Raw genomic sequence first — 21,137 nt, forward strand, 5'->3', positions numbered from 1 at the left:
GTTAACCTTTAAATAAAATAAGTTAACATTAGAGGTGGCAATTATGACTGTGAGGAGCATGGATCAAACTTTTACATATGAGGAACTAACTCAAAAAAATAAAGATTATGTGTGGCATCCATTTACTCAAATGAAAGATTATTTGGAAGATGATCCTGTCATTATTGAACGAGGAGAAGGAAGAAAATTATATGATGTGAATGGGAAAGGCTATTGGGACGGCGTGTCTTCTATTTGGCTCAATGTTCATGGTCACCATGTTCAAGAGTTAGACGATGCGATTCGTGAGCAATTAAATAAAGTTGCACACTCGACATTACTCGGTATTGCGAATGTACCAAGTATTTTATTAGCCGAAAAAATTATTGAAATTGTACCTAATGGACTGAAGAAAGTTTTTTATTCTGATTCTGGTGCAACATCAGTTGAAATTGCAATTAAAATGGCCTTTCAATATTGGCAACATAAAGGAAAGCCTAAAAAGAAAAAATTTATTACGATGAAAGAAGCGTATCATGGTGACACAATTGGAGCCGTATCTGTCGGGGCGATTGATATGTTTCACCAAGTGTATAGTACGCTTTTATTTGATACGTTAAAAGTACCATATCCATATACATATCGTTCTCCTTATGGGGAAGATCAACAAATGATTGTGAAAAAACATTTAGAAGAAATGGAAGATTTATTGCGAGAGAATCATGAAGAAGTAGCAGCTGTTATCATCGAACCACTTGTCCAAGGAGCGAGTGGGATTATTACAATGCCAGATGGTTATTTAAAAGGGTTAAGAGAGCTTTGCACAGCATACAATGTTCTTCTTATTACAGATGAAGTAGCAACAGGATTTGGCAGAACCGGAAAAATGTTTGCATGCGAACATGAGGGGATCACACCGGATATTTTAACTGCTGGAAAAGGGCTAACAGGGGGATATTTACCGGTTGCAATTACTGTAACGACAGATGAAATTTATCGTGCTTTTTTAGGCGATTATGAGGAACAAAAAACGTTTTTCCATGGTCATAGTTATACAGGGAATCCATTAGGCTGTGCAGTAGCACTTGCAAATTTGAAATTATTTGAAACGACTAATCTTATAGAAGCTGTTAGTCATAAAGCGGAATATATCGAAAAACGCTTAGAAGTTTTACGGGGGTTTAAGCATGTAGGAGATATTCGTCAGCGAGGCTTTATGATTGGTATTGAGCTCGTACAAAATAAAGAAACGAAGGAAGCATATTCTTGGCAGGAACGAGTCGGTGTGAAAGTTTGCAGAAGAGCACGTAATTTAGGAATGATTCTTCGTCCGCTAGGGAATGTCGTTGTCTTTATGCCGCCGCTTGCTTCTACGATAGAAGAACTGGATGATATGATTGCGATTTTACAGCAAGCCATTCAAGAGGTAACGGAGGGAGAATGATGAGTGGTTTCTTTGTGACAGCAACCGATACAGAAGTAGGAAAAACGGTTGTAACAGGTGCATTAGCGGGTTTGCTACGTGAGCGTGGTTATAATGTCGGTGTCTATAAACCATTGCAGAGTGGTCATCTTTCCTCACACCGAGAAGGAGACGCTGCTCGGTTGAAAACAGCTGCAGGTGTAACAATATCATGTGAGGAGATTTGTCCTTACTCAGTTGAAGAACCGCTTGCGCCTCGTTTAGCAATGAAGCGGGCAGGAAGGCAAGTATTATTATCAGATATTACAAGTCATTATGAAGAATTATCGAAACAATTTGACTCTTTGTTAGTAGAAGGTGCTGGTGGACTTGTAGTTCCTTACACAGACGATGCCCTCGTTGTCGATTTTGCGAAACAACTGCAATTACCATTGCTTATTGTAGCAAGGCCAACACTTGGGACAGTGAATCATACGATTTTAACAACTTCTTATGCAAAAGCACACGGCCTATCAGTTGCGGGGATCATTTTATCCGGATGCCGAGAACAAGAAAAAGAAAGAGTATTAGAAAATAAAGAAATGATAGAAGAATTAAGCGGCGTACCGGTTATTGGATTGCTGCCAGAGCTTCGCGAAGATTTTACAAGAAATGAATTATTACAAGCGGCAGAAGAGAGTATTGCTATCTCAAGGTTAGAGGAGTTTTTACGCAATGAATCCAGTGTGGGAAACGCATTTTCAGTCTAAGCTAGCGAGTCTTATCGAAACATCACAGCACCGAAAATTATTTGCAACGGAGCACGCTGAACAAGCGTGGCTTATTCGAAATGGAAAGAGATTATTAAATTTAGCTTCAAACAATTACTTAGGATTAGCTGGTGATGAACGATTAAAAGAAGCTGCAATAGAAGCGACAAAAAAGTATGGGACCAGTGGGGCGGCATCACGTCTGGTTGTAGGGAACTATCCGTTATATGAAGAAATTGAACAGCATATATGTGCTTGGAAAGAAACTGAAAAAGCACTAATAGTGAATAGCGGTTACATAGCAAATATCGGAGCTATTTCTTCACTTGTAAGTCGTCATGACATTGTGTTTAGCGATAGGCTGAATCATGCCAGTATTGTAGATGGCATCGTATTAAGCGGTGCCGAACATAAGCGCTATCGTCATAATGATTTAGAACATTTAGAGAAATTGTTGAAATCTGCAAAGGTAGAAAAACGAAAACTAATTGTTACGGATACTATTTTTAGTATGGATGGAGATAGGGCTCACTTAGAAGATTTAGTGATGCTGAAAGAAAAGTACGGAGCGCTTCTTATGGTTGATGAGGCACATGCAGGCGGAATATATGGGAGAAATGGCGCAGGTCTTGCTCATGAGTATCCCCGATTGGCTAAGTCAATCGATATTCACATGGGCACATTTAGTAAAGCAATGGGCTGTTATGGTGCGTATATTACTGGAAGTGCTGTTTGTATCGAGTATTTGATCAATACGATGCGCAGTTTTATTTTTACAACCGCGTTACCTCCAGGAACGCTTGGCGCAATTGGGAAAGCGATTGATATTGTGAGAAAAGGTGAAACACATCGTCATAGATTAATAGAAAATGGCCAATATTTTCGAACCGCTCTGCAAAAATCTGGTTTTCATATTGGAGACAGTACCACGCATATTGTTCCTGTTATTGTAGGTTCTAATGAAGCAGCGCTCCGTTTTAGTATGAAATTGCAAGAAGCAGGGATAGCGGCAATTGCGATTCGACCGCCTACTGTACCGCAGCATAGTTCCCGCATCCGGTTTGCCGTAACAGCGCAGCATACGAATAATGATTTGCAGTGGGCAACGCAACGGATTGTACAAATTGGAAAAGAAGAAGGAGTGATTTCATGACGCAGCCTACTCTTATTCTTATACCCGGATGGGGCATGGAAGAACAGGTTTGGGAAGCATTCCTTCCGTATTTACATGATTTTCCCGTGCATGTCGTTCATTGGCGTAATAGTGAAGATGAGCAGGACTTTCAACGCCGAATTATAGAGGTAGCGCAAGGTAAAAAAGTAATTTTAGTTGGCTGGTCGCTTGGGGCATTGGCTGCTCTTCAAGTGCATCATTTATTGCAAACGAAAGGGATTGTTTTACTAGGAGGAACAGCGAAATTTACAACAGATTCCGATTACATACATGGCTGGAAACACTCTTTTGTCGACCGAATGAGCCGAAATCTTTTGAAACAAAAAGATGATACGTTGAAACGATTTTATATGAGTATGTTTTCCAAGGCGGAGCAGGAAAGCGAACAAGACAGGGCGTTTCTGAAAATAGCTGAACAGTTTCAAGGTGATTCGATTCATTCTTTGCAATGTGGACTCCATTATTTAATAGAAACAGATGTTAGAGAACAGCTAGTACAAGTAGATGTGCCAGTACTACTTCTTCATGGAAAAGATGATGTGATTTGCCCTCTCTCTGCAGCGGAGTATATACAAGGAAAAATAAACGCATCACTCACGATTATAGAAGAAGCTGGGCATGCACTTTGTTTCACACAAGCAAAGCGATGTGCACAAGAAATGATACAGTTCGTAAAGGGGATAGAGCGAAATGATTAACAAGACGTTGTTACAAAAACGATTTAATCAAGCTGCTGTGTCCTATGATCAATATGCAAATGTTCAAAAAAAGATGGCGGATTGGCTGCTTGCTCATATGAAAGAGCATTTCGATGAAGCGGCACAAATTCATATTTTAGAACTTGGCTGCGGCACAGGTTATGTCACAGAGCAACTAGCAACATCCTTTCCGAAGGCAACGATTACCGCTGTTGATTTTGCAGAAAGTATGATTGCGAAAGCAAAAACAAGGTGTAATGTAGAGTCTGTTACATTTCAATGTGAAGACATTGAACGTATTATACTTCATGAACGATATGATGTAATAATTTCTAACGCAACATTTCAATGGTTAAATAATTTATCAGCTACGTTAGTACATTTATATAAAAATTTACGTGAAGATGGTGTGCTGTTATTTTCAACATTTGGAACTGAAACGTTTCATGAGCTTCATACATCATTTCAGCGTGCGAAAACAGCATGTGCCATAGAGGATACTACAACTGTTGGGCAAAACTTTTTTACAGGATTACAGCTGCAAGAATTATGTAAAAGAATAACAGGGGATATACAGGTTACTGAAACATGTTACATAGAAACATTTGCTACAGTTCGTGAATTTTTACAATCGATTCGTAAAGTTGGAGCAACGAATAGTAATGAAGCGTCTTATTGTCAAAGTCCTTCTATCTTTCGCAGTATGCTTCGCATATACGAACAAGATTTTACAGAAGGTGAACGAATTGTAGCAACATATCATGCTTTATTTTCTTATATGAAAAAAGAGGGGAAGAGAAGAAATGAAACAGGTACAAACGAAAACAAATTGGAAGCAAATCGCATTTGAAGTATTAGAGGGAAGAGATGTAACGAAAGAAGAAGCACTTAGTATTTTACAAGCAAAAGACGAAGAAATCTTAGAAATTATGAATGCGGCGTATGTGATTCGTCATCATTACTTCGGGAAAAAAGTAAAATTAAATATGATTATTAATACGAAGTCAGGTTTATGTCCAGAAGATTGTGGGTATTGTTCCCAATCAATCGTATCCGAAGCTCCGATTGATAAATATGCTTGGTTAACACAAGAGAAGATTGTCGAAGGTGCACATGAAGCCATTCGTCGTAAGGCGGGCACATATTGTATCGTAGCTTCTGGCCGTCGCCCAACGAATAAAGAAGTAGATCATGTTATTGGAGCGGTAAAAGAAATTCGCGAAACGACTGATTTGAAGATTTGTTGTTGTTTAGGATTCTTAAATGAAGATCAAGCAGAGCGCCTTGCAGAAGCTGGCGTGCATCGTTACAATCATAATTTAAATACGCATGTAGATAATTACGAAAGCATTTGTTCAACTCATACGTATGACGATCGTGTTGATACGGTTGAAAAAGCGAAGCATGCGGGTATATCACCGTGTTCTGGTGCTATTTTTGGAATGGGTGAAACGGAGGAACAACGCGTAGAGATTGCATTTGAATTAAAGCGTTTAGATGCAGATTCTATTCCATGTAACTTCCTTGTTTCTGTAAAGGGGACACCGTTAGAAGGACAAAAAGAATTAACACCAATGCAGTGCTTGAGAGTATTAGCAATGATGCGCTTTGTGAATCCGTCAAAAGAAATTCGTATTTCTGGCGGACGTGAAATTAATTTACGAGCTGTTCAACCGCTGGGTTTATTTGCAGCCAACTCAATCTTCGTTGGTGATTATTTAACAACTGCTGGCCAAGAGCCAACAGCAGACTGGGGAATGATTGAAGATCTAGGGTTTGAAATTGAGGAATGTGCATTGTAGATCCTATGATAACTTGTGAAGAAAGCTCTCCATGAAGGAGCTTTCTTTTTTTTGTAAATAAAATGTAATAAAGCGTATATAAGTGTTGGAATCATTGGATTTGTAAAGAGATGACATATTATGTGTTCGAATTTCCCATTCTGCAATTGTACATAGTAAGAGAGAATTTAATCGTGATTTGGGGGATTCGCATGCATCAATATATATTAGCAGTTATGAGTTTTCTTATTTTATTGAAGGCAGTTAGTGTAGACCCAGTAAAAGTTGCTGAAAATCCTGAACAGAAAGATTTGCAAAAGAGGGTCGAACAGCATTTTCGGCACCAAGCTGCGTATTTTGGAATCAATACAGAGGGGAAAAATTTAAAAGAAGTGCGGGAAGAGCTGCAAATTATACAAGAAGGACACGGGGAAGGAAAAATGGAAAAATAAAAAGAGACAGAAGCCTCTCTTTATTTTAAACTTGAAATGTAATCGGTTTTTTCCCACATTAATGGGTAGTTTCATTTCACCCCGCTCAAACGGCTGGTAAGAAATAAGAGCAGAAAGAAAATCAAACCAGCCATAAGAGCCCAATTGGATGGGCTAACCTCTTGTGAGGAAAAGCGTCTCACAAGAGGAAGTTTCACTTTATGCCCACTGGCGGGATAGATTTGCCATCTCAATCGCTGCAACGGCAGATTCCCATCCTTTATTGCCAGCTTTTGTACCAGCGCGTTCAATTGCTTGTTCAATTGTTTCTGTTGTTAAGACGCCAAAGATAACAGGAATTTCTGTTTGTAATGAAAGGGAAGCTACGCCTTTTGCCACTTCATTACAAACATAATCATAATGCGTCGTTGCGCCGCGAATCACTGTTCCAAGTGTAATAACAGCATCGTATTTTCCGCTGTTTGCCATTTTCTTTGCGATTAACGGAATTTCAAATGCACCAGGTACCCAAGCGACATCAATGTTGCTTTCTTCTACTCCGTGACGCTTTAAACCGTCTAATGCACCGCCTAATAGTTTGCTTGTAATAAATTCGTTAAAACGACCAACGACAATACCTACTTTTAATCCTGTACCAACTAAATGACCTTCGAATACCATCATGTATCTCTCCCTTAATCTATATAAATTTATTTTAATTTTTCCGAGCATAGAAATCGTTGCTCGGAAAAATATGATTTGCTCGCGTTTTCTATCTTTGTTTTAATCCATGCGCGTGGCAGGAAAAGGCTCTGACCGCTTCTATGCATAGCCAGATGCTAAAAAGAAAGTTTTTTATGTCTTTTTTTCAAATTGTAGTTATATATTACAGATTTAATAAATGACCTAATTTTGTTGATTTCGTTTGTAAATATGCTTTATTTTCTTCTTTTGCTGGCATTTGGAGCGGCACGCGTTCCACAACTTCTAAATCATAACCTTGTAAGCCTGCGATTTTCCGTGGGTTATTTGTTAAAAGGCGAAGCTGTTGTAACCCTAAATCTTTTAAAATTTGTGCGCCAATACCATAATCACGAAGATCAGCTGCAAAGCCAAGCTTTTCATTTGCCTCTACAGTATCGTAGCCTTCTTCTTGCAGTTTATATGCTCGTAATTTATTAAGTAGTCCAATGCCTCGTCCTTCTTGACGCATATATAAAAGAACTCCTTTTCCTTCTCGTTCAATTTGAGCGAGCGCTGCATGAAGCTGTGGGCCACAGTCGCAGCGGCAAGATCCAAATACATCGCCAGTTAAGCACTCAGAATGGACACGCACAAGCGCTGGTTGACCTGTAGCAACATCGCCTTTTATAAGAGCAATATGTTCTTGATTATCCAGAGAATTAGAATAGCCAATGGCCCGAAATGTACCAAAGTCGGTTGGTAATGTAATTTCGACTTCGCGCTGCACTAACGTTTCATGATGACGGCGATACGCAATTAAGTCTTCAATTGTAATCATTTTTAGACTAAATTGCTTGGCAATTTCTAATAAGTCAGGCACTCGTGCCATCGTGCCATCTTCATTTATAATTTCACAAATAACACCTGCCGGCTCTGCGCCACATAATTTTGCTAAATCTACAGCAGCTTCTGTATGCCCAGCGCGGCGAAGAACCCCCCCTGCTTTTGCGATTAAGGGAAAAATATGTCCAGGGCGTTTAAAATCACTTGCTTTCGCTGTAGGGTTTAATAGTTTGCGTACAGTTGCTGCACGTTCATGAGCGCTAATACCAGTTGTCGTTGAAATGTAATCAACACTAACTGTAAAAGCCGTACCGTGTGAATCTGTATTTTGTGAAACCATAGGTCCTAACTCTAAACGATCGGCATATTCTTCTGTGATAGGAACGCATACAAGGCCGCGCCCATGTGTAATCATGAAGTTGATTGTTTCTGGGGTAATATACTCGGCTAAAGAAATAAAATCCCCTTCATTTTCTCTATTTTCATCATCGCATACGATAACAACTTTTCCTTGTTTTAAATCTTCTAGTGCTTCTTCAATTCGATGAAACATTTCATTTCCTCCCTTATAGGAATCCATTGTCTTGTAAAAAGTTTTCTGTAATTGAGCTCTTTTTAGATGTTGGCTTTGTAATAAAACGTTCAATATATTTTCCAATCATATCGCACTCAATGTTCACGATATCGCCAGCAGTTTTTGTTCCGATTACTGACTGACTTAATGTGTGTGGAATGAGAGAGATTGTGATGGAAGATTCATCAACTCCAAAGATTGTGAGACTTGTACCATCAATGGCAACGGACCCTTTTTGTAAACAATAACGAAGTAATTCGTTTGGCAATTGTATTTTGTAATATACAGCGTTATAGCTTCGTTTTTTATCAATAATTGTTCCCGTGCCGTCAATGTGTCCTGTCACAAAATGCCCACCGAAGCGGCCGTTTGCACCCATAGCACGCTCTAAATTTACTGCCCAGCCACGGCTCAGTGATTGAAGAGACGTGGCTTGCATCGTCTCGGGCATGACATCAACGGTAAAAGAAGTGGATGTAAAAGAAGTGACAGTCAAACATATCCCGTTTACAGCAATGCTATCACCTAAGTTTACGTCTACCAAAACGGTTTTTGCTGAAATTGTCAGCTTCATAGCATCGCCGGTTTGCTGCATATTAGCGATTGTTCCGAGTTCCTCAACAATTCCTGTAAACATAAGGCACCTCTTTTCTTGGAGTGGCAGTTACTTTTATATCATCACCAATTTGTTCCATCGATTGAATGTGCAGCGAGAGTGCATCTTTTAGTTGTGTAAAACCATTTCCGCCAAAACATGTTGGGGCTTCTTTACCACCAATTAGCTTTGGACTAATATAAGTAATCAGTTCCTGCAAACATTTTGCTTCTAAGAAACTTGCATGAACTGTTTGTCCGCCTTCGACAAAGAGAGAAAGAATATTTTTTTCTCCGAGAAGATCGAGTAGTTCGTTTATTTCAATACGATTCGTTTTCATTTGCAATACAGATACCATATCTGATTGAAATTTTGCGATTTTTTCTTTTGAAACGTCATTTCCAACGATAAACCATGTTAGTGCTTCGCCATCTGTAATTACATGAGATGAAAGCGGGGTTCGCAAATGTGTATCAAGTACGATACGAATCGGATTTTTTCCGCCATTTACAATCCGCGTTGTTAAATGCGGATTATCGGTAATAATTGTATTTACACCGACGAGAATGGCATCGTGTGTATGGCGATAACGGTGTACATCAGCACGTGCTTCTTCACCTGTAATCCATTTACTTTCACCAGTATGAGTAGCGATTTTTCCATCTAAACTCATTGCTGTTTTTAGTGTGACAAATGGACGCTTTGTTTTCATGTAGTGGAAAAAGTAACGATTTAATTCTTTTGCTTCTTTTTCCAGTACACCAATTGTTACGTCAATTCCAGCTTTCTGTAATCGCTTGACACCTTGACCTGAAACGAGCGGATTGCTATCGAGTACTGCAACAACGACTCGTTTGATGTTCTTTGCGATGAGCAAAGAACAGCAAGGAGGCGTTTTTCCATGATGACTGCATGGTTCTAGTGTTACATATACGGTTGCACCGTGCGCGTTTTCACCAGCCATGCGAAGAGCGTGAACTTCAGCATGTTCAGTTCCTGCCCGTAAGTGGGACCCTACTCCAATGATATTCCCGTCTTTTACAACAACAGCACCGACCATAGGATTAGGACTTGTTTGCCCAGCTGTATGTTTTGCTAATTGCAAAGCAAGTGCCATATATTCTTGATCTGTCATAAACTCACCTCTCCTAAAAAAAATCAAAAAACCCCAAGGATTATAATCCTTGGGGTGAGAGAGACGATGTTTCTAGAAATATAAGAAGGATACGAGAGTATGCGAAAGAAACCTAGCGTTGATCGCTATGTTTGCATAGGAAAGAAGCCTAGCAAACATTTATTTTTTACATGCTAGTGTTATCGTATGATTTCAGCAATGAAAAGAATGGTATGCGAAAGCAAACATATGTATGTTTAAAAATAAACAGTACATATGTGCATGCTGAAATAAACATAGTATCCCATTATACGTACTAGAAAACATATCCTTCTCCCATCCAGACTATACTGTCGGCCCTAGAGTTTCACTAGATCCACCGTTTTCAACTTGAAAACGGGTCACGGACTTAGAAGTGTACACTTCATCACCGCCGGTTGGGAATTTCACCCGACCCCGAAGGATGCTGTTTGCTCACATTATAGCACAAAAAAGACAAAAGGCTATAAAAAAATATTTGAATGTGAAGAATTGTATGAAAATAAAGGAGTGTTTACATCTTGCATTAATGAGAACATAAATTTGTTATACTAGTGTAGAAAAATTTTATACATTATCTAAAACGAGGTGAAAATATGAAATATATTGCTGTAGGAATAGGCGGTGTTATTGGAGCTTTAGCTCGTTATGGAGTAGGGCAGCTCTTTGAAATAACATCGCTTACTGGTTTTCCATTAGCAACATGGTTAGCTAATATGAGTGGCAGTTTTTTATTAGCATTTTTAACGATGTCTATCTTTCGGATGAAACAAGTTTCACTGCTTATGATAAGTGCTATTGGTACAGGGATAATTGGTTCATATACAACGTTTTCAACGTTTAGTGTGGACACGCTGAAGCTATTGCAGCATGAAGCGTTCACAATGGCTTTTTTATATGTGATTGCGAGTATGATAGGTGGATTGCTTTTCTCTTTTGGCGGATTTTATGTTGGGAATATGCTATATGAACGCGGTGTGAGGAAAGAAGGAAATATATGAATATTTTACTTGTTAGTATCGGTGGCTTTTTCGGTGCCATTGCCCGTTTTTTTATTAGTATGATAGTAAAAGAAAAATATGGGGATTCTTTTCCGTATGGGACATTTTTTATAAATATAATCGGTTCGTTTTTACTCGGTCTGTTATATGGTGCTGAAGTAGCTAAAATGTGGATATTATTATGTGGCACAGGATTTATGGGGGCATTTACGACATTTTCGACATATCAACTGGAAATGGTACAATTGATACATAAACGAGAAGGGCAAAAGGCATTACTATATTTTGTTATGAGTTATGTAATAGGTATTGGTAGTGCTTTTGCTGGATTTTATATGGGAAGTATGTAAAAAACACGCGCACATTTTCTTGTGCGCGTGTCTTTTTTATTCCTTTGGTGCACGTACAACCGATTCAAATTTTCCTTTATGTGAACCATCGCAATACGGCATATTTTTGGATAACCCACAGCGGCATATCGAAAATGCTGGCTTTGCTGGAAATGCATTTCCTTCTGCATCGATTAGTTCCACATCCCCTGTAATGCGGAACGAACCATTATCATTTACTTTAATTTGTACTTTCCCCATTGTTACACCTCCTCACCAAACGCATATGTTTATCATATACTTACTAGAATGACTTGACAATGTTTAGAAACAATGCTTTTTGTGAGAAAATAGAAATGATATAATAAGCTATATACTGAAAAAATAGTAAGGTGAACATAAACATGAATAAACAATTACGTACATTACAAAACATTGCAACAGAGCGAACGTGGGTATCGTTTTTAAATGATAATCATCCGTACAGCTTACTTCATTGGTCAATTGCTGGTGTGCAACAAGAAGTGAAGGATGTATGGTTATTACAAGATGAAGTAACATTTCAAACAACAGAGTTTCCATCACTTGATGAAGCAGTAAAGTGGATTTCTGAAAATATGGATCAAGTTACAGATGTATTGGCGTAACAGGCCATTGTAAATTTGATAAAATTTTTGCTGTTGGTTTGGATCGGAAGAAGGCTAATTCACCTGGAGATGAATTAGCCTTTTTGTATGTAATCATATTTTTATTATTTTGGGAGTAACTAGTTCCAGTAGCTTGATAACTGTGGGATAGATTTCTTAATTAATCTAAATTTTTAATTAAGCGGTTTCTGGATTTTAGGTCTTTCAAAATTTTTAATTGGAATTTATTATAATTTTCACTCAAGTTCATATATTCAGTTTCAGTTAAGTTATTAAACATAAATACTATTTCCGTCATATTTCCATCTTTATCCTTTGCATAAAGGGAATTTGTCAATAAAAATGCTGTTGAACCACCTTTTTGTCCTGCATGTATCAACCACTTCTTGTTATTTGGGTTTTCCATTAGTGATTCGACAATCTTGTCTAACTCTTTTTGCACATTCGATGGAAAATAGTCTTTACGATTCAGTCGTTCCATCAATAGCAGATAGTCTTTTGCGGATGCGGCTGGTAAATTATCTGACCAAATTCTTTGAAATTTCATATCGCTAAGGTATGGGATATTACGCTGTTTAAATTCAGTAGGATTTTTCATCCATTGGTGAATCTTAATAGATTCCCTAGAAAATTCTTGTTGTGACATAGCTTTCAATTTTTTATAGGTTTCGTCTTCGGTTAAGTTCTCTTCTTTTTTTAAATTGCCAGCAACGTATAAACTAGATACAAGTGGATATATTTCTTGATGGTGAGGCAATTGTAAATTTTTTATCGTTTGATTAATGTTTTCAAGACCTAATTTGTCTATTAAATAATCGGCATTTGCATTAGAACTAAACTGTAACATTCCTTTTGCAACTTGTTCTAATGTTACTTGATTATTTTGAATAAGGTTTTTTTCTTTTAAATAATGAATCCAATCTGGATGAGCAGAGCCATCAGTATCTTTCACATAATAAGCCTCTAAATCACTTAAAGGAATTTGTTGATCAGCTTTAATTGTTCTTTCGGCCGATTGTTTAGCAAATTCTACAGCAATCATCAGTTTCATCATGCTTGCTAAAGGAATTACCTCATCAGAATTTATACTAACTAGATTTTTTCCGTCTCTTTGTAGAATAAAAGATACATTTTTATCTGCCTTATGTGTTTTTAAATATTCCATAACGGGGTCATGACTTTCCTTTTGTTTATATACAATAAAGAAAATTGAAACGATTAGTAATATAATGCTTAGCCTTTTAATTAACTTCAACACAACTGCTCCCTCTGTATAGTTATTTTGTAAATTTTTGTAATATAATATTATCATGAACTTTCTTTATATTACATACTTTTCCAAAAAAAGTTATTCCTCTAAAATTAAAATTTTACATATCAAAATCAGCTTTAATGGCAGATTAAAGCTGAATCAATTATCTGTCTAAATGAAATGAAAATCGTACGATTTTCACACGTTTTTTTCAAATGTATAAAAACATACAATGTGTGCAACATACAACCGATAGAAACTACAAAGAAGGTGGTAGTTGTTGTGGAAACGATTGTTGATAGTAAATATTATCATTTCTTTTTGTATAGCTGGATGCAATAGAGGAGAGCAGGCTAATCAATCAAGTGTAAAAGGAAATTTATCCGCTCATCAAATAGATTTTGTTATTAAAAATGTAAGTCGTGTACCAAATTATGATGTATGGACTGCAAAAAATAATTACACGCTCCTTGTTGTGGACTTTTCTTTAAAGAACAGTAAAAACAAAAGTATTATTGTTAAGCCTTCGCAGTTTAATGTTATTTCGGAGACCGGAAAAATATATGGAGTCGTTCAAACGAAAAGGGAGACAAGTATATTGCATGATAGAAAGTTAAAATCATACGATTCATTGCAATCGAGCATTATATTTGAAATACCTAAAGAAGAGACGGCATCTGAATTATTATTTGCTCCTTCGTTTGCTAAAGATAAACCAATTGTTATTTCATTAAAATAAAAACAGGCTTATGCGAGCCTGTTTTTTGTTTCGTTTACGTATGTTGTTAAAAAGTGATCAACTGCATATTCATATTCTTCTCTATTTTCTGCATAAGAACAAGCATGAGCGCCTTTTTCGGCAATAAAGAGTTCTTTTGCATCTTCTTTTGCCTCATATAATGATTGTGTCATATTGCATAAAATGTAATCATCATCTTTACTGTGGATGAACAATACAGGATTTTTAATGTTTTTCACACAATCAATTGGAGAAACCTCCCGAATTGTATAACCATCACGCACTTTTAAAAATGCATTAGCGAGTGGTAAAAGAGGCCATTTTGGTAAATGAAACTCCACCTTTAAACGATAATGAAGCTGTTCGTAAAAATCAGAGAATGGACAGTCAGCAATATAAAAATCAGCTCCGTCTTCAACCATACCTGCATATTGTAATAACGTTGCTGCTCCCATTGATTCACCATGGATACCAAGCGTAATATTTGAACCAAATCGTTGTTTGAGCCAATCTACCACTGTCTTTAGATCGTGTTTTTCGTAATAGCCATAACTTGTTGTTTTGCCTCCTGTTTGGCCGTGGCGGCGATGATCATAAATAAATACGTTGAACCCTTTGTTTAAAAATAAATTTGCATATTTTATAGAATTTATTTTGTTTACGGTAACGCCGTGACAAAAAATCATGAACTTATTTGAATGGCTAACAGGAATAAAGTAACCATGAATGCTATAACCAAATTGAGAAGAGAGACATACTTCTTCTTTCTGTAGAGCTTCATAATCCTCTAAGCGAAAATGCTGTTTTGTTTCACGTTCTAAAATTTCTTCTTCTGTTTTTTTCTTTAAATACATGACTTTATTCGTAAAGAAAATGCCAATTCCAATAAGAGTACCGATTATCGTTAATAATGTCGTCCAAAACGTTTTCATACTCTATCCTCCAAGTTACAGTACATATGATAATTACATTGTATCATAACCATATGAAAAGGTGAGAGCGGTAAGCGGGAAGGGGTGCAAAAAATAGAAAAATTGACTATGATAGAGAAATAATCTTACATAAAATTTAGTTTGAAATTTTTTTTGTCAGATTAATAAGCAGTTTGAATAAGAAAAATATCTATGTTTTATAAATAGGAAGTTTTTTTGTAACAAGAAATTATTGGAAATAAATAAGCGTAATAATTACGTAAAGTTGTGGATTTGATAATTTCACAGACTGGTATAAATCATATATAGTTATTCTAATGAGTAAAGTAGGAAAAGGAGAGATGAGATGATATTTTTCTTTCAATTAGCAGTAATTTTACTAAGTACAAAACTTGCGGGTGACTTAAGTGTTAGGCTAGGACAGCCGTCTGTACTTGGAAAACTTATTGTAGGTATTATAATTGGTCCAGCAGTACTAGGATTAATTGATAATACGGATTTACTAAGGCAGTTAAGTGAAGTTGGGGTTATTCTTCTCATGTTTATGGCTGGTTTAGAAACGGACTTAAAAGAACTGAATGAAAACCGCAATTCTTCTTTCGCAGTAGCAGTTGGCGGAATTATTATGCCGTTTTTAGGTGGTTATGTTGCTGGTCTTATTATGGGAATGGAGCAAGCAAATGCAGTATTTTTAGGCTTACTTCTTTGTGCAACTAGCGTTAGTATCTCTGTGCAAACGCTTCGAGATTTAGGGAAAATGAAAACACGTGAAAGTACAACAATGCTTGGTGCAGCGGTGTTTGATGATATTCTTGTTGTTATTTTACTTGCATTTGCAATGAGTTTCTTAGGTGCAGATGATGTAAATTTAACAATGGTTATTTTGAAGAAAGTTGTCTTTTTTGCAGCTATTATCCTAATTGGATGGAAGGGCGTTCCGATGATTATGCGCTGGCTTTCTCCGCTTCGCGTATCGGAATCTATTATTAGTACAGCTCTTATTATTTGTTTTTCTTTTGCATATTTCGGAGAATTATTAGGAATAGCAGGCATTATCGGAGCGTTTGCGGCAGGGATTGCTATCTCTCAAACAGATTATAAACATGAGGTTGAGAAGAAAGTTGAACCAATTGCCTATGCAATGTTTGTTCCTATTTTCTTTGTAAGTATTGGGATGAATATTACGTTTGCAGGAATTGGAGATAAAGTTTGGTTTATTGCTATCTTAACAGTAATTGCTGTATTAACGAAATTAATTGGTTGTGGTCTTGGAGCACGTATGACAGGCTTTGATTTACAGTCTTCTACAATCATTGGTTCTGGAATGGTTTCCCGTGGTGAAGTGGCGCTCATTATTGCTGGACAAGGTCTTGCGTCAGGGCTATTAGCAAAAGATTACTTTACAGCAATTGTAATTGTTGTTATTTTAACAACAATGATTACACCACCGATGCTGAAGAAAACATTTGCGGTAAAAGACAAACAATTGGAAGAGGGAAGAAGTGCTATGTAAGCACTTCTTTTTTATGTAACAATTTTCAGAAATATAAAATAATATTCTTGACGTATTATTCAATTTGTTTTACGGTGAAATTGTAAACTATTTCCATGTTGAGGGGTGAAGAGGTGGCAACGATTCGCGATGTTGCAAAGTTGGCGGGAGTTTCAGTCGCAACAGTTTCACGAGTATTAAATGAAAAAGGATATGTACATGAAGATACGGTCAAACAAGTGAAAAAAGCAATTGAGGAGTTGCAGTATAAACCAAATGCGGTGGCTAAAGCTTTATTTAAAAAGTCTTCCACCATGATTGCTTTACTTGTATCTAACATGCAAGATCCAGCATCCTTATCCTTACTTACAGTTATTGAAGAAGAAGCATACAAAGAAGGATATCAAATCGTTATATGTAATGTGAAACATAAGCGTGGTTATATGGATGTATTTGAACAAAATAATATTGCCGGTATTCTTATGACGCGTGATGTATATGAAGGATTACCAAAAGAAAGAGTATCAGTTCCATTTGTAATTATCGATTCAAATGAGGAAAGGGCTTCGCAGTACTATAATGGAGCAATACAAGCTGTTTCGTTACTAGCAGAGAAAGGATGCCGCTTTCTTGCTTATATTCATGAAGGGCTGAGTCATGAAGCGATGGAAGAACATTTCACGGGTTTTTTGGACGTGGTTTGGGAGAAAAACATATCTTACCGAGTGATCGAAATGTGTAGAAGAGAGAAGAATTCAGAACAAATAGCTATGGATGTATTGCGAAAACATCCATATATAGATGGCATCGTCACTTGTAGTGATACCGCCGGAATTAATTTTATCCGTGCTGCGCACTCATTACATATTTCTATTCCAGAGTGTTTGCAAATTATTGGTTTGAATGGAACCGTGCAAGGAGAGTGGTCTACACCGTCTTTAACGACAATTGCTCAGCCGATAACAAGTGTTGGGAGAGCTGCTATCCAGAAATTAATTGCAAAAATAAAAAAGGTAGAAGATAACCATGAGATAGTAAATTTAGATTTTGTTCTAATTGAGAGAGGATCAACAAGATGAAAGGTGCGTGAGTACACGCACCTTTTTCTATTTTGCTTTATGTAGACAGCAAGAGTCCGATTGACGGAAATTTCATTTTGAACAAGAAACATGCTTCAAGCAGTACACCATACTTTTCATGAAATATAGAAAAAATCGGAGTATTCACGGGTGTAGTAAGAAGTGCTCTTGTTTAATTTCAAGTAACGTTTTTGCAAAACGTTCATGTTCTTCAAAGTGTGGCGAATGAGCTGAGTTAGGAAACCAAATCATTTTTTTAATAGGCGCGTTCAGAACATCGCAATATTGTTGTACAAGTGCATAAGGTGTTTGATAGTCGTAACGTCCAGAGCAAAAATAAACAGGAAACGAAACGCTTGGAATTTGTGAAAAGAAATTAATAGTTAACATTTCTCTCCATAATTCTCCAGATTTTATATTTCCGTTTAAAAATTTTATCCAATCTATCAATGTGTATTCAGATGATAAAAATCCTTTTCGAATGAACGAAAAAAATGTCCCATTTTGAGTAGCGCCGCCAAAGATACCAAGCCATTTCCTTTGAATAAGCAGTCGTCTTGTATCTAGAAATGGTGGTTTTCCAAGCTTTTTTAAAGATGCGAGCGCTCGGTCATGTCTAAGCTTCTTTGCGGATCGAATTAAATGTTCAAAAAGCAATGTCTCATTTTGCTTCATATGCACAATTTGACCAACTCCAATATAGGCTTCGATGAATTGGGGAGATTGCTGTGCGGCAGATAATCCAATAATGCTACCCCAGGAGTGCCCAAGAAGAAATAACTTCTTTTTTTGAAACTTGTTTAGAAGATAATTGATTAGTTTATGTGTATCCAAAATAAATTGCTCAATTGTTAGCGCCTCTTTGAAATCTTGCCATGAAAAAGATTTTCCTGCTCCGCGTTGATCCCAGTTGACAACAATAAAATGTTTCTCAAGTTCTCCTTGGAGATGGCGTGCAAAGCCAATATGAGCCATTCCAGGTCCACCGTGCAAACATAATAAAAGAGGTTGTTGGAGATCTTGCCCACGAATAAGCAACGATTGTTTACGTTTGTTTATAAGCACATTTTCAATTGTTGCAATGCTATTTGGAATCAGTTGTTTATTTTTATCGTAAAAAGAGGGGGTGCAGCTGCGACTGAACATGAGAGAGACCTCCTTTTGAGTGCAATATAGTGAACGGTGTTGATTTGTCATCATACACTAAATTATACGAATAAGAAATCATTGTATCTTAACATAATAACTTTAACCTGCATGAATGAGAAGTAAAATGCCTAAAGATAGATATATATAAGAGAGAGGAGGGAGGAGGTGAAGATTGGTGAAATTATTGATCGCTTAAATAATCGTGAATCAATTGCGATGGTTGCGAAACGACTAGAAATGAGTCCGTATACACTATCAAAAAAATTACGATTGCTTGGATATGAATATGATAGTGAGCAGAAAAAAAGGATGTTTGTTGGGGAGGGAAAAGAGCCGCGTCATTTACAATTAAAAGAAGCTGTGAACACACAACAGGAAAAAATAGATTATCAACGTCTTATTTATGAACAATTGCAAAATATTTATAAATTGTTGCAAAAACAGGAGTATGGAATATGTATGACTTCTGTCCAAACAGGAGAGAAAAAAAGACGTACGTTCTCTCTTTCAAAACAAACTTTAGAGCAGCTAGATTGTTTTTCTATTAGAAATGGTGTACACAAATCTAAAGTTGTTGAAGTTGCGCTAGAAGAATATTTAAAAAAATATCGTGAAAAAGAATAAAAGCGGGATGTCCCGCTTTTATTCTACTAATTATAGATAATAAGGTTTGTAAAAAATTTAAAATTTGTATTCTATAATTACTAATTTATTTTTTGAATACGACCTTCAATTTTGGCTTCAATTGGTGATTTTGCTTGTTTCACATAATCTACTAGTGCCTCTAAATCATTTGGTCCTGTTTCTGCATTTTTTCCATTTCTAAATGAAACGAAACCATCCCCGCCAGAAGCTAAAAAGGCATTTGCTACGACAGTATATGTTTGTGAATCAACGAGAGATTGACCATTTGCTAAGTGCACATCAACGACTTTTTCACCAACTGCTTTACTATCATCCCATTTATATGTGATGCCAGAAATTTGGAGCATACGTGTTCTATCTTTTTGCCACTGCTGATTTAAAATGTCACGAATATCTTTTCCTGTCAATGTTGACTTTATTAATTGATTTCCAAAAGGTTGAATGCCATATAATTCTCCCCACGTAATATCTCCAGCATCTAAATCGTTGCGAATACCACCAGGATTCATAATGGCAATTTGGCCATTCATCGCACTGCGCTGTGCATCAGCTATTAAGTTACCAAGTGTAGATTCCCCAGCTGGTGATTGTGTTCTATCTAAAGCAACTGCAGATTTACCGATAACTTCACTTACAAGAGGAGCGACTTTTGCTTGATACTGTTCCATTTTTTTCTTAATTTGCGGATCTGGTTGGATGCCGTCATGGAACGTTGAAACAATCTCAGCCTTTTTCTCTACAATATCTTTTGTTTTCTTATCAATTTTTAAATCAACATCTGCGAAAGCCATGCCGTACGAATAAGCTTGTACAATAAGTTTTCCGTTTACAGTACCGTTTACATATGCATGGTTATGACCGCCAAAAATGACATCTACTTCTGAGTCGGTATTTTGCGCTAAGCGAACGAGATCTCCATCTGTAATCCCTTTATCATCTGTTGTACCAGGATTATGTGCTAGTACAACAATTGCTTTTACGCCTAATCGTTTTAATTGTGCGGCAGACTTGTTAATTGCTTCTACTTCATCTGTGAACTGTACATTTTCAACCCTTTTCGGTATAACAACGTTTGGTGTTTCAGTTGTAACAACACCAATAAAACCAACTGGAACTCCTTGTACCATTTTTACTGTAAATGGTGGTAAAAATAAGCGTCCTGTTGTTTTATTGTAAACATTAGCTGCAACGTAAGGAAATTGAGCACCTTTAAAGTTTCCAGTTTTTTCATGATAACCGCCATAAATAAGGCGACGCATTTCGTCTATCCCTTCATCAAATTCATGGTTACCAATGGTTCCGACATCAAAGCCAAGGTCATTGAAGATTTCCATTGTTGGTTCATCTTGTAATAAAGCTGAAACTGGTGGACTTGCACCAACTGCATCTCCAGCATGAACAAGTAGCGTATTTGGGTTTTGTTTTTCGCGATTACGTAAGTGTGCAGCTAAGTACTCGACACCACCTACATCCTTATTGTTTAATTTTTTCACAGTGTCCAATTGACCGTGAAAGTCATTAATACCTAGCATTTGAACATCAATATAACGATTTTCCTGTGCTGGTGTAGAAGTTGGTGGTGCTGCAAATACACTTGAAAATGTAACAGTACTTAAAACAGCGACGGCAGGTATAATTTTTTTCCACATGTTTTTTTCTCCTCCTTTTATGTAAATCTGACATTATACGACATAATTTTAATAGATTATGAGGAAACAATCTATATAAAGTTTAATATTTTAAGAAAATTCATAAAACATCCTTTTATTTTTATATAGAAAATAAATA

22 protein-coding genes, 1 pseudogene and 1 riboswitch are annotated in these 21,137 nt (G+C 36.8%); of the genes and pseudogenes, 14 read left to right on the plus strand and 9 right to left on the minus strand.

The genetic code is table 11. The annotated features are described in order from the left end of the window. Positions 1 to 43 precede the first annotated feature (43 nt). The 7 genes and pseudogenes from bioA (at position 44) to AB1280_RS01265 (ending at position 6,356) form a co-directional block, all read left to right on the plus strand. Positions 44 to 1,423 (plus strand): adenosylmethionine--8-amino-7-oxononanoate transaminase, encoded by a 1,380-nt coding sequence (gene bioA, locus AB1280_RS01235; protein WP_429754639.1) that lies wholly within the window; start codon positions 44 to 46, stop codon positions 1,421 to 1,423. Next, complete coding sequence (bioD, locus tag AB1280_RS01240; RefSeq protein WP_429754640.1) at positions 1,423 to 2,151, plus strand: dethiobiotin synthase; 729 nt, start codon at positions 1,423 to 1,425, stop codon at positions 2,149 to 2,151. The genes bioA and bioD overlap by 1 nt, the downstream gene beginning before the upstream one ends. Continuing rightward, on the plus strand, positions 2,117 to 3,304 hold the full coding sequence (gene bioF, locus AB1280_RS01245) for an 8-amino-7-oxononanoate synthase (protein WP_429754641.1): 1,188 nt from the start codon (positions 2,117 to 2,119) through the stop codon (positions 3,302 to 3,304). Before bioD ends, bioF begins: the two co-directional genes overlap by 35 nt. Beyond that, positions 3,301 to 4,023 (plus strand): alpha/beta fold hydrolase, encoded by a 723-nt coding sequence (locus AB1280_RS01250; RefSeq protein ID WP_429754642.1) that lies wholly within the window; start codon positions 3,301 to 3,303, stop codon positions 4,021 to 4,023. Before bioF ends, AB1280_RS01250 begins: the two co-directional genes overlap by 4 nt. Further along, positions 4,016 to 4,873: a malonyl-ACP O-methyltransferase BioC gene (gene bioC, locus AB1280_RS01255; protein WP_272186962.1), complete on the plus strand. Its 858-nt coding sequence runs from the start codon at positions 4,016 to 4,018 to the stop codon at positions 4,871 to 4,873. Before AB1280_RS01250 ends, bioC begins: the two co-directional genes overlap by 8 nt. After that, positions 4,827 to 5,825: a biotin synthase BioB gene (gene bioB, locus AB1280_RS01260; protein WP_272186963.1), complete on the plus strand. Its 999-nt coding sequence runs from the start codon at positions 4,827 to 4,829 to the stop codon at positions 5,823 to 5,825. The genes bioC and bioB overlap by 47 nt, the downstream gene beginning before the upstream one ends. Before the next feature lie 191 nt (positions 5,826 to 6,016). Further along, a pseudogene (locus AB1280_RS01265) lies at positions 6,017 to 6,356 on the plus strand (hypothetical protein). Positions 6,357 to 6,454: 98 nt separating this feature from the next. Here the strand turns inward: AB1280_RS01265 and ribH are convergent. The 4 genes from ribH to ribD form a co-directional block, all read right to left on the minus strand. Next, positions 6,455 to 6,916: a 6,7-dimethyl-8-ribityllumazine synthase gene (gene ribH, locus AB1280_RS01270; RefSeq protein WP_098310647.1), complete on the minus strand. Its 462-nt coding sequence runs from the start codon at positions 6,914 to 6,916 to the stop codon at positions 6,455 to 6,457. Between the two features lie 205 nt (positions 6,917 to 7,121). Further along, positions 7,122 to 8,315, minus strand: coding sequence for a bifunctional 3,4-dihydroxy-2-butanone-4-phosphate synthase/GTP cyclohydrolase II (locus AB1280_RS01275; RefSeq protein ID WP_429754643.1), 1,194 nt, complete (start codon positions 8,313 to 8,315; stop codon positions 7,122 to 7,124). A gap of 13 nt (positions 8,316 to 8,328) precedes the next feature. Then, positions 8,329 to 8,973 (minus strand): riboflavin synthase, encoded by a 645-nt coding sequence (gene ribE, locus AB1280_RS01280; protein WP_429754644.1) that lies wholly within the window; start codon positions 8,971 to 8,973, stop codon positions 8,329 to 8,331. Further along, positions 8,954 to 10,066, minus strand: a complete 1,113-nt coding sequence (gene ribD / locus AB1280_RS01285) for a bifunctional diaminohydroxyphosphoribosylaminopyrimidine deaminase/5-amino-6-(5-phosphoribosylamino)uracil reductase RibD (RefSeq protein ID WP_429754645.1) — start codon at positions 10,064 to 10,066, stop codon at positions 8,954 to 8,956. The genes ribE and ribD overlap by 20 nt, the downstream gene beginning before the upstream one ends. Before the next feature lie 303 nt (positions 10,067 to 10,369). Then, positions 10,370 to 10,513, minus strand: a riboswitch (FMN riboswitch). Positions 10,514 to 10,680: 167 nt separating this feature from the next. Here ribD and AB1280_RS01290 point away from each other — a divergent pair. Together AB1280_RS01290 and crcB are read left to right on the plus strand one after the other, a co-directional pair. Then, positions 10,681 to 11,085, plus strand: coding sequence for a fluoride efflux transporter FluC (locus AB1280_RS01290; protein WP_429754646.1), 405 nt, complete (start codon positions 10,681 to 10,683; stop codon positions 11,083 to 11,085). After that, the gene (gene crcB / locus AB1280_RS01295) at positions 11,082 to 11,435 is read left to right on the plus strand and encodes a fluoride efflux transporter CrcB (RefSeq protein WP_429754647.1); all 354 of its coding nucleotides are present in this window, start codon (positions 11,082 to 11,084) and stop codon (positions 11,433 to 11,435) included. The genes AB1280_RS01290 and crcB overlap by 4 nt, the downstream gene beginning before the upstream one ends. A 36-nt stretch (positions 11,436 to 11,471) precedes the next feature. Here the strand turns inward: crcB and AB1280_RS01300 are convergent, their stop codons facing one another. After that, entirely contained in the window at positions 11,472 to 11,675 is a 204-nt protein-coding gene (locus tag AB1280_RS01300) for a CDGSH iron-sulfur domain-containing protein (protein WP_020059450.1), read from the minus strand. A 143-nt stretch (positions 11,676 to 11,818) separates the two neighbouring features. Here AB1280_RS01300 and AB1280_RS01305 point away from each other — a divergent pair, with 143 nt between their 5' ends. After that, positions 11,819 to 12,061 carry a DUF2552 family protein gene (locus AB1280_RS01305; RefSeq protein WP_090914031.1) on the plus strand — a complete coding sequence of 81 codons (243 nt, stop codon included), beginning with the start codon at positions 11,819 to 11,821 and terminating at the stop codon, positions 12,059 to 12,061. Between the two features lie 160 nt (positions 12,062 to 12,221). On the opposite strand, the gene AB1280_RS01310 is transcribed toward AB1280_RS01305, so the two are convergent. Beyond that, entirely contained in the window at positions 12,222 to 13,319 is a 1,098-nt protein-coding gene (locus AB1280_RS01310) for a serine hydrolase (protein WP_429754648.1), read from the minus strand. 274 nt (positions 13,320 to 13,593) lie between these two features. Here AB1280_RS01310 and AB1280_RS01315 point away from each other — a divergent pair, with 274 nt between their 5' ends. After that, on the plus strand, positions 13,594 to 14,052 hold the full coding sequence (locus AB1280_RS01315) for a DUF4352 domain-containing protein (protein ID WP_429754649.1): 459 nt from the start codon (positions 13,594 to 13,596) through the stop codon (positions 14,050 to 14,052). Between the two features lie 8 nt (positions 14,053 to 14,060). Here AB1280_RS01315 and AB1280_RS01320 read toward each other — a convergent pair whose 3' ends face one another. Further along, entirely contained in the window at positions 14,061 to 14,984 is a 924-nt protein-coding gene (locus AB1280_RS01320; RefSeq protein WP_429754650.1) for an alpha/beta hydrolase, read from the minus strand. A 346-nt stretch (positions 14,985 to 15,330) separates the two neighbouring features. Here AB1280_RS01320 and AB1280_RS01325 point away from each other — a divergent pair, with 346 nt between their 5' ends. Together AB1280_RS01325 and AB1280_RS01330 are read left to right on the plus strand one after the other, a co-directional pair. Continuing rightward, a complete protein-coding gene (locus tag AB1280_RS01325) occupies positions 15,331 to 16,497 on the plus strand; it encodes a cation:proton antiporter (RefSeq protein ID WP_429754651.1) in 1,167 nt (388 codons plus the stop codon). Positions 16,498 to 16,610: 113 nt separating this feature from the next. Next, on the plus strand, positions 16,611 to 17,555 hold the full coding sequence (locus AB1280_RS01330; protein WP_429754652.1) for a LacI family DNA-binding transcriptional regulator: 945 nt from the start codon (positions 16,611 to 16,613) through the stop codon (positions 17,553 to 17,555). Positions 17,556 to 17,699: 144 nt separating this feature from the next. Here the strand turns inward: AB1280_RS01330 and AB1280_RS01335 are convergent, their stop codons facing one another. After that, positions 17,700 to 18,701, minus strand: coding sequence for an alpha/beta fold hydrolase (locus AB1280_RS01335; protein ID WP_429754653.1), 1,002 nt, complete (start codon positions 18,699 to 18,701; stop codon positions 17,700 to 17,702). A 168-nt stretch (positions 18,702 to 18,869) separates the two neighbouring features. Here AB1280_RS01335 and AB1280_RS01340 point away from each other — a divergent pair, with 168 nt between their 5' ends. Then, positions 18,870 to 19,328 (plus strand): ribbon-helix-helix domain-containing protein, encoded by a 459-nt coding sequence (locus AB1280_RS01340; RefSeq protein WP_429754654.1) that lies wholly within the window; start codon positions 18,870 to 18,872, stop codon positions 19,326 to 19,328. Positions 19,329 to 19,408: 80 nt separating this feature from the next. On the opposite strand, the gene AB1280_RS01345 is transcribed toward AB1280_RS01340, so the two are convergent. Beyond that, a complete protein-coding gene (locus tag AB1280_RS01345) occupies positions 19,409 to 20,998 on the minus strand; it encodes a bifunctional metallophosphatase/5'-nucleotidase (protein WP_429754655.1) in 1,590 nt (529 codons plus the stop codon). Positions 20,999 to 21,137: the final 139 nt, after the last annotated feature.

Source organism: Bacillus sp. S10(2024) (assembly GCF_050473865.1).
Taxonomy (GTDB): Bacteria; Bacillota; Bacilli; order Bacillales; family Bacillaceae_G; genus Bacillus_A.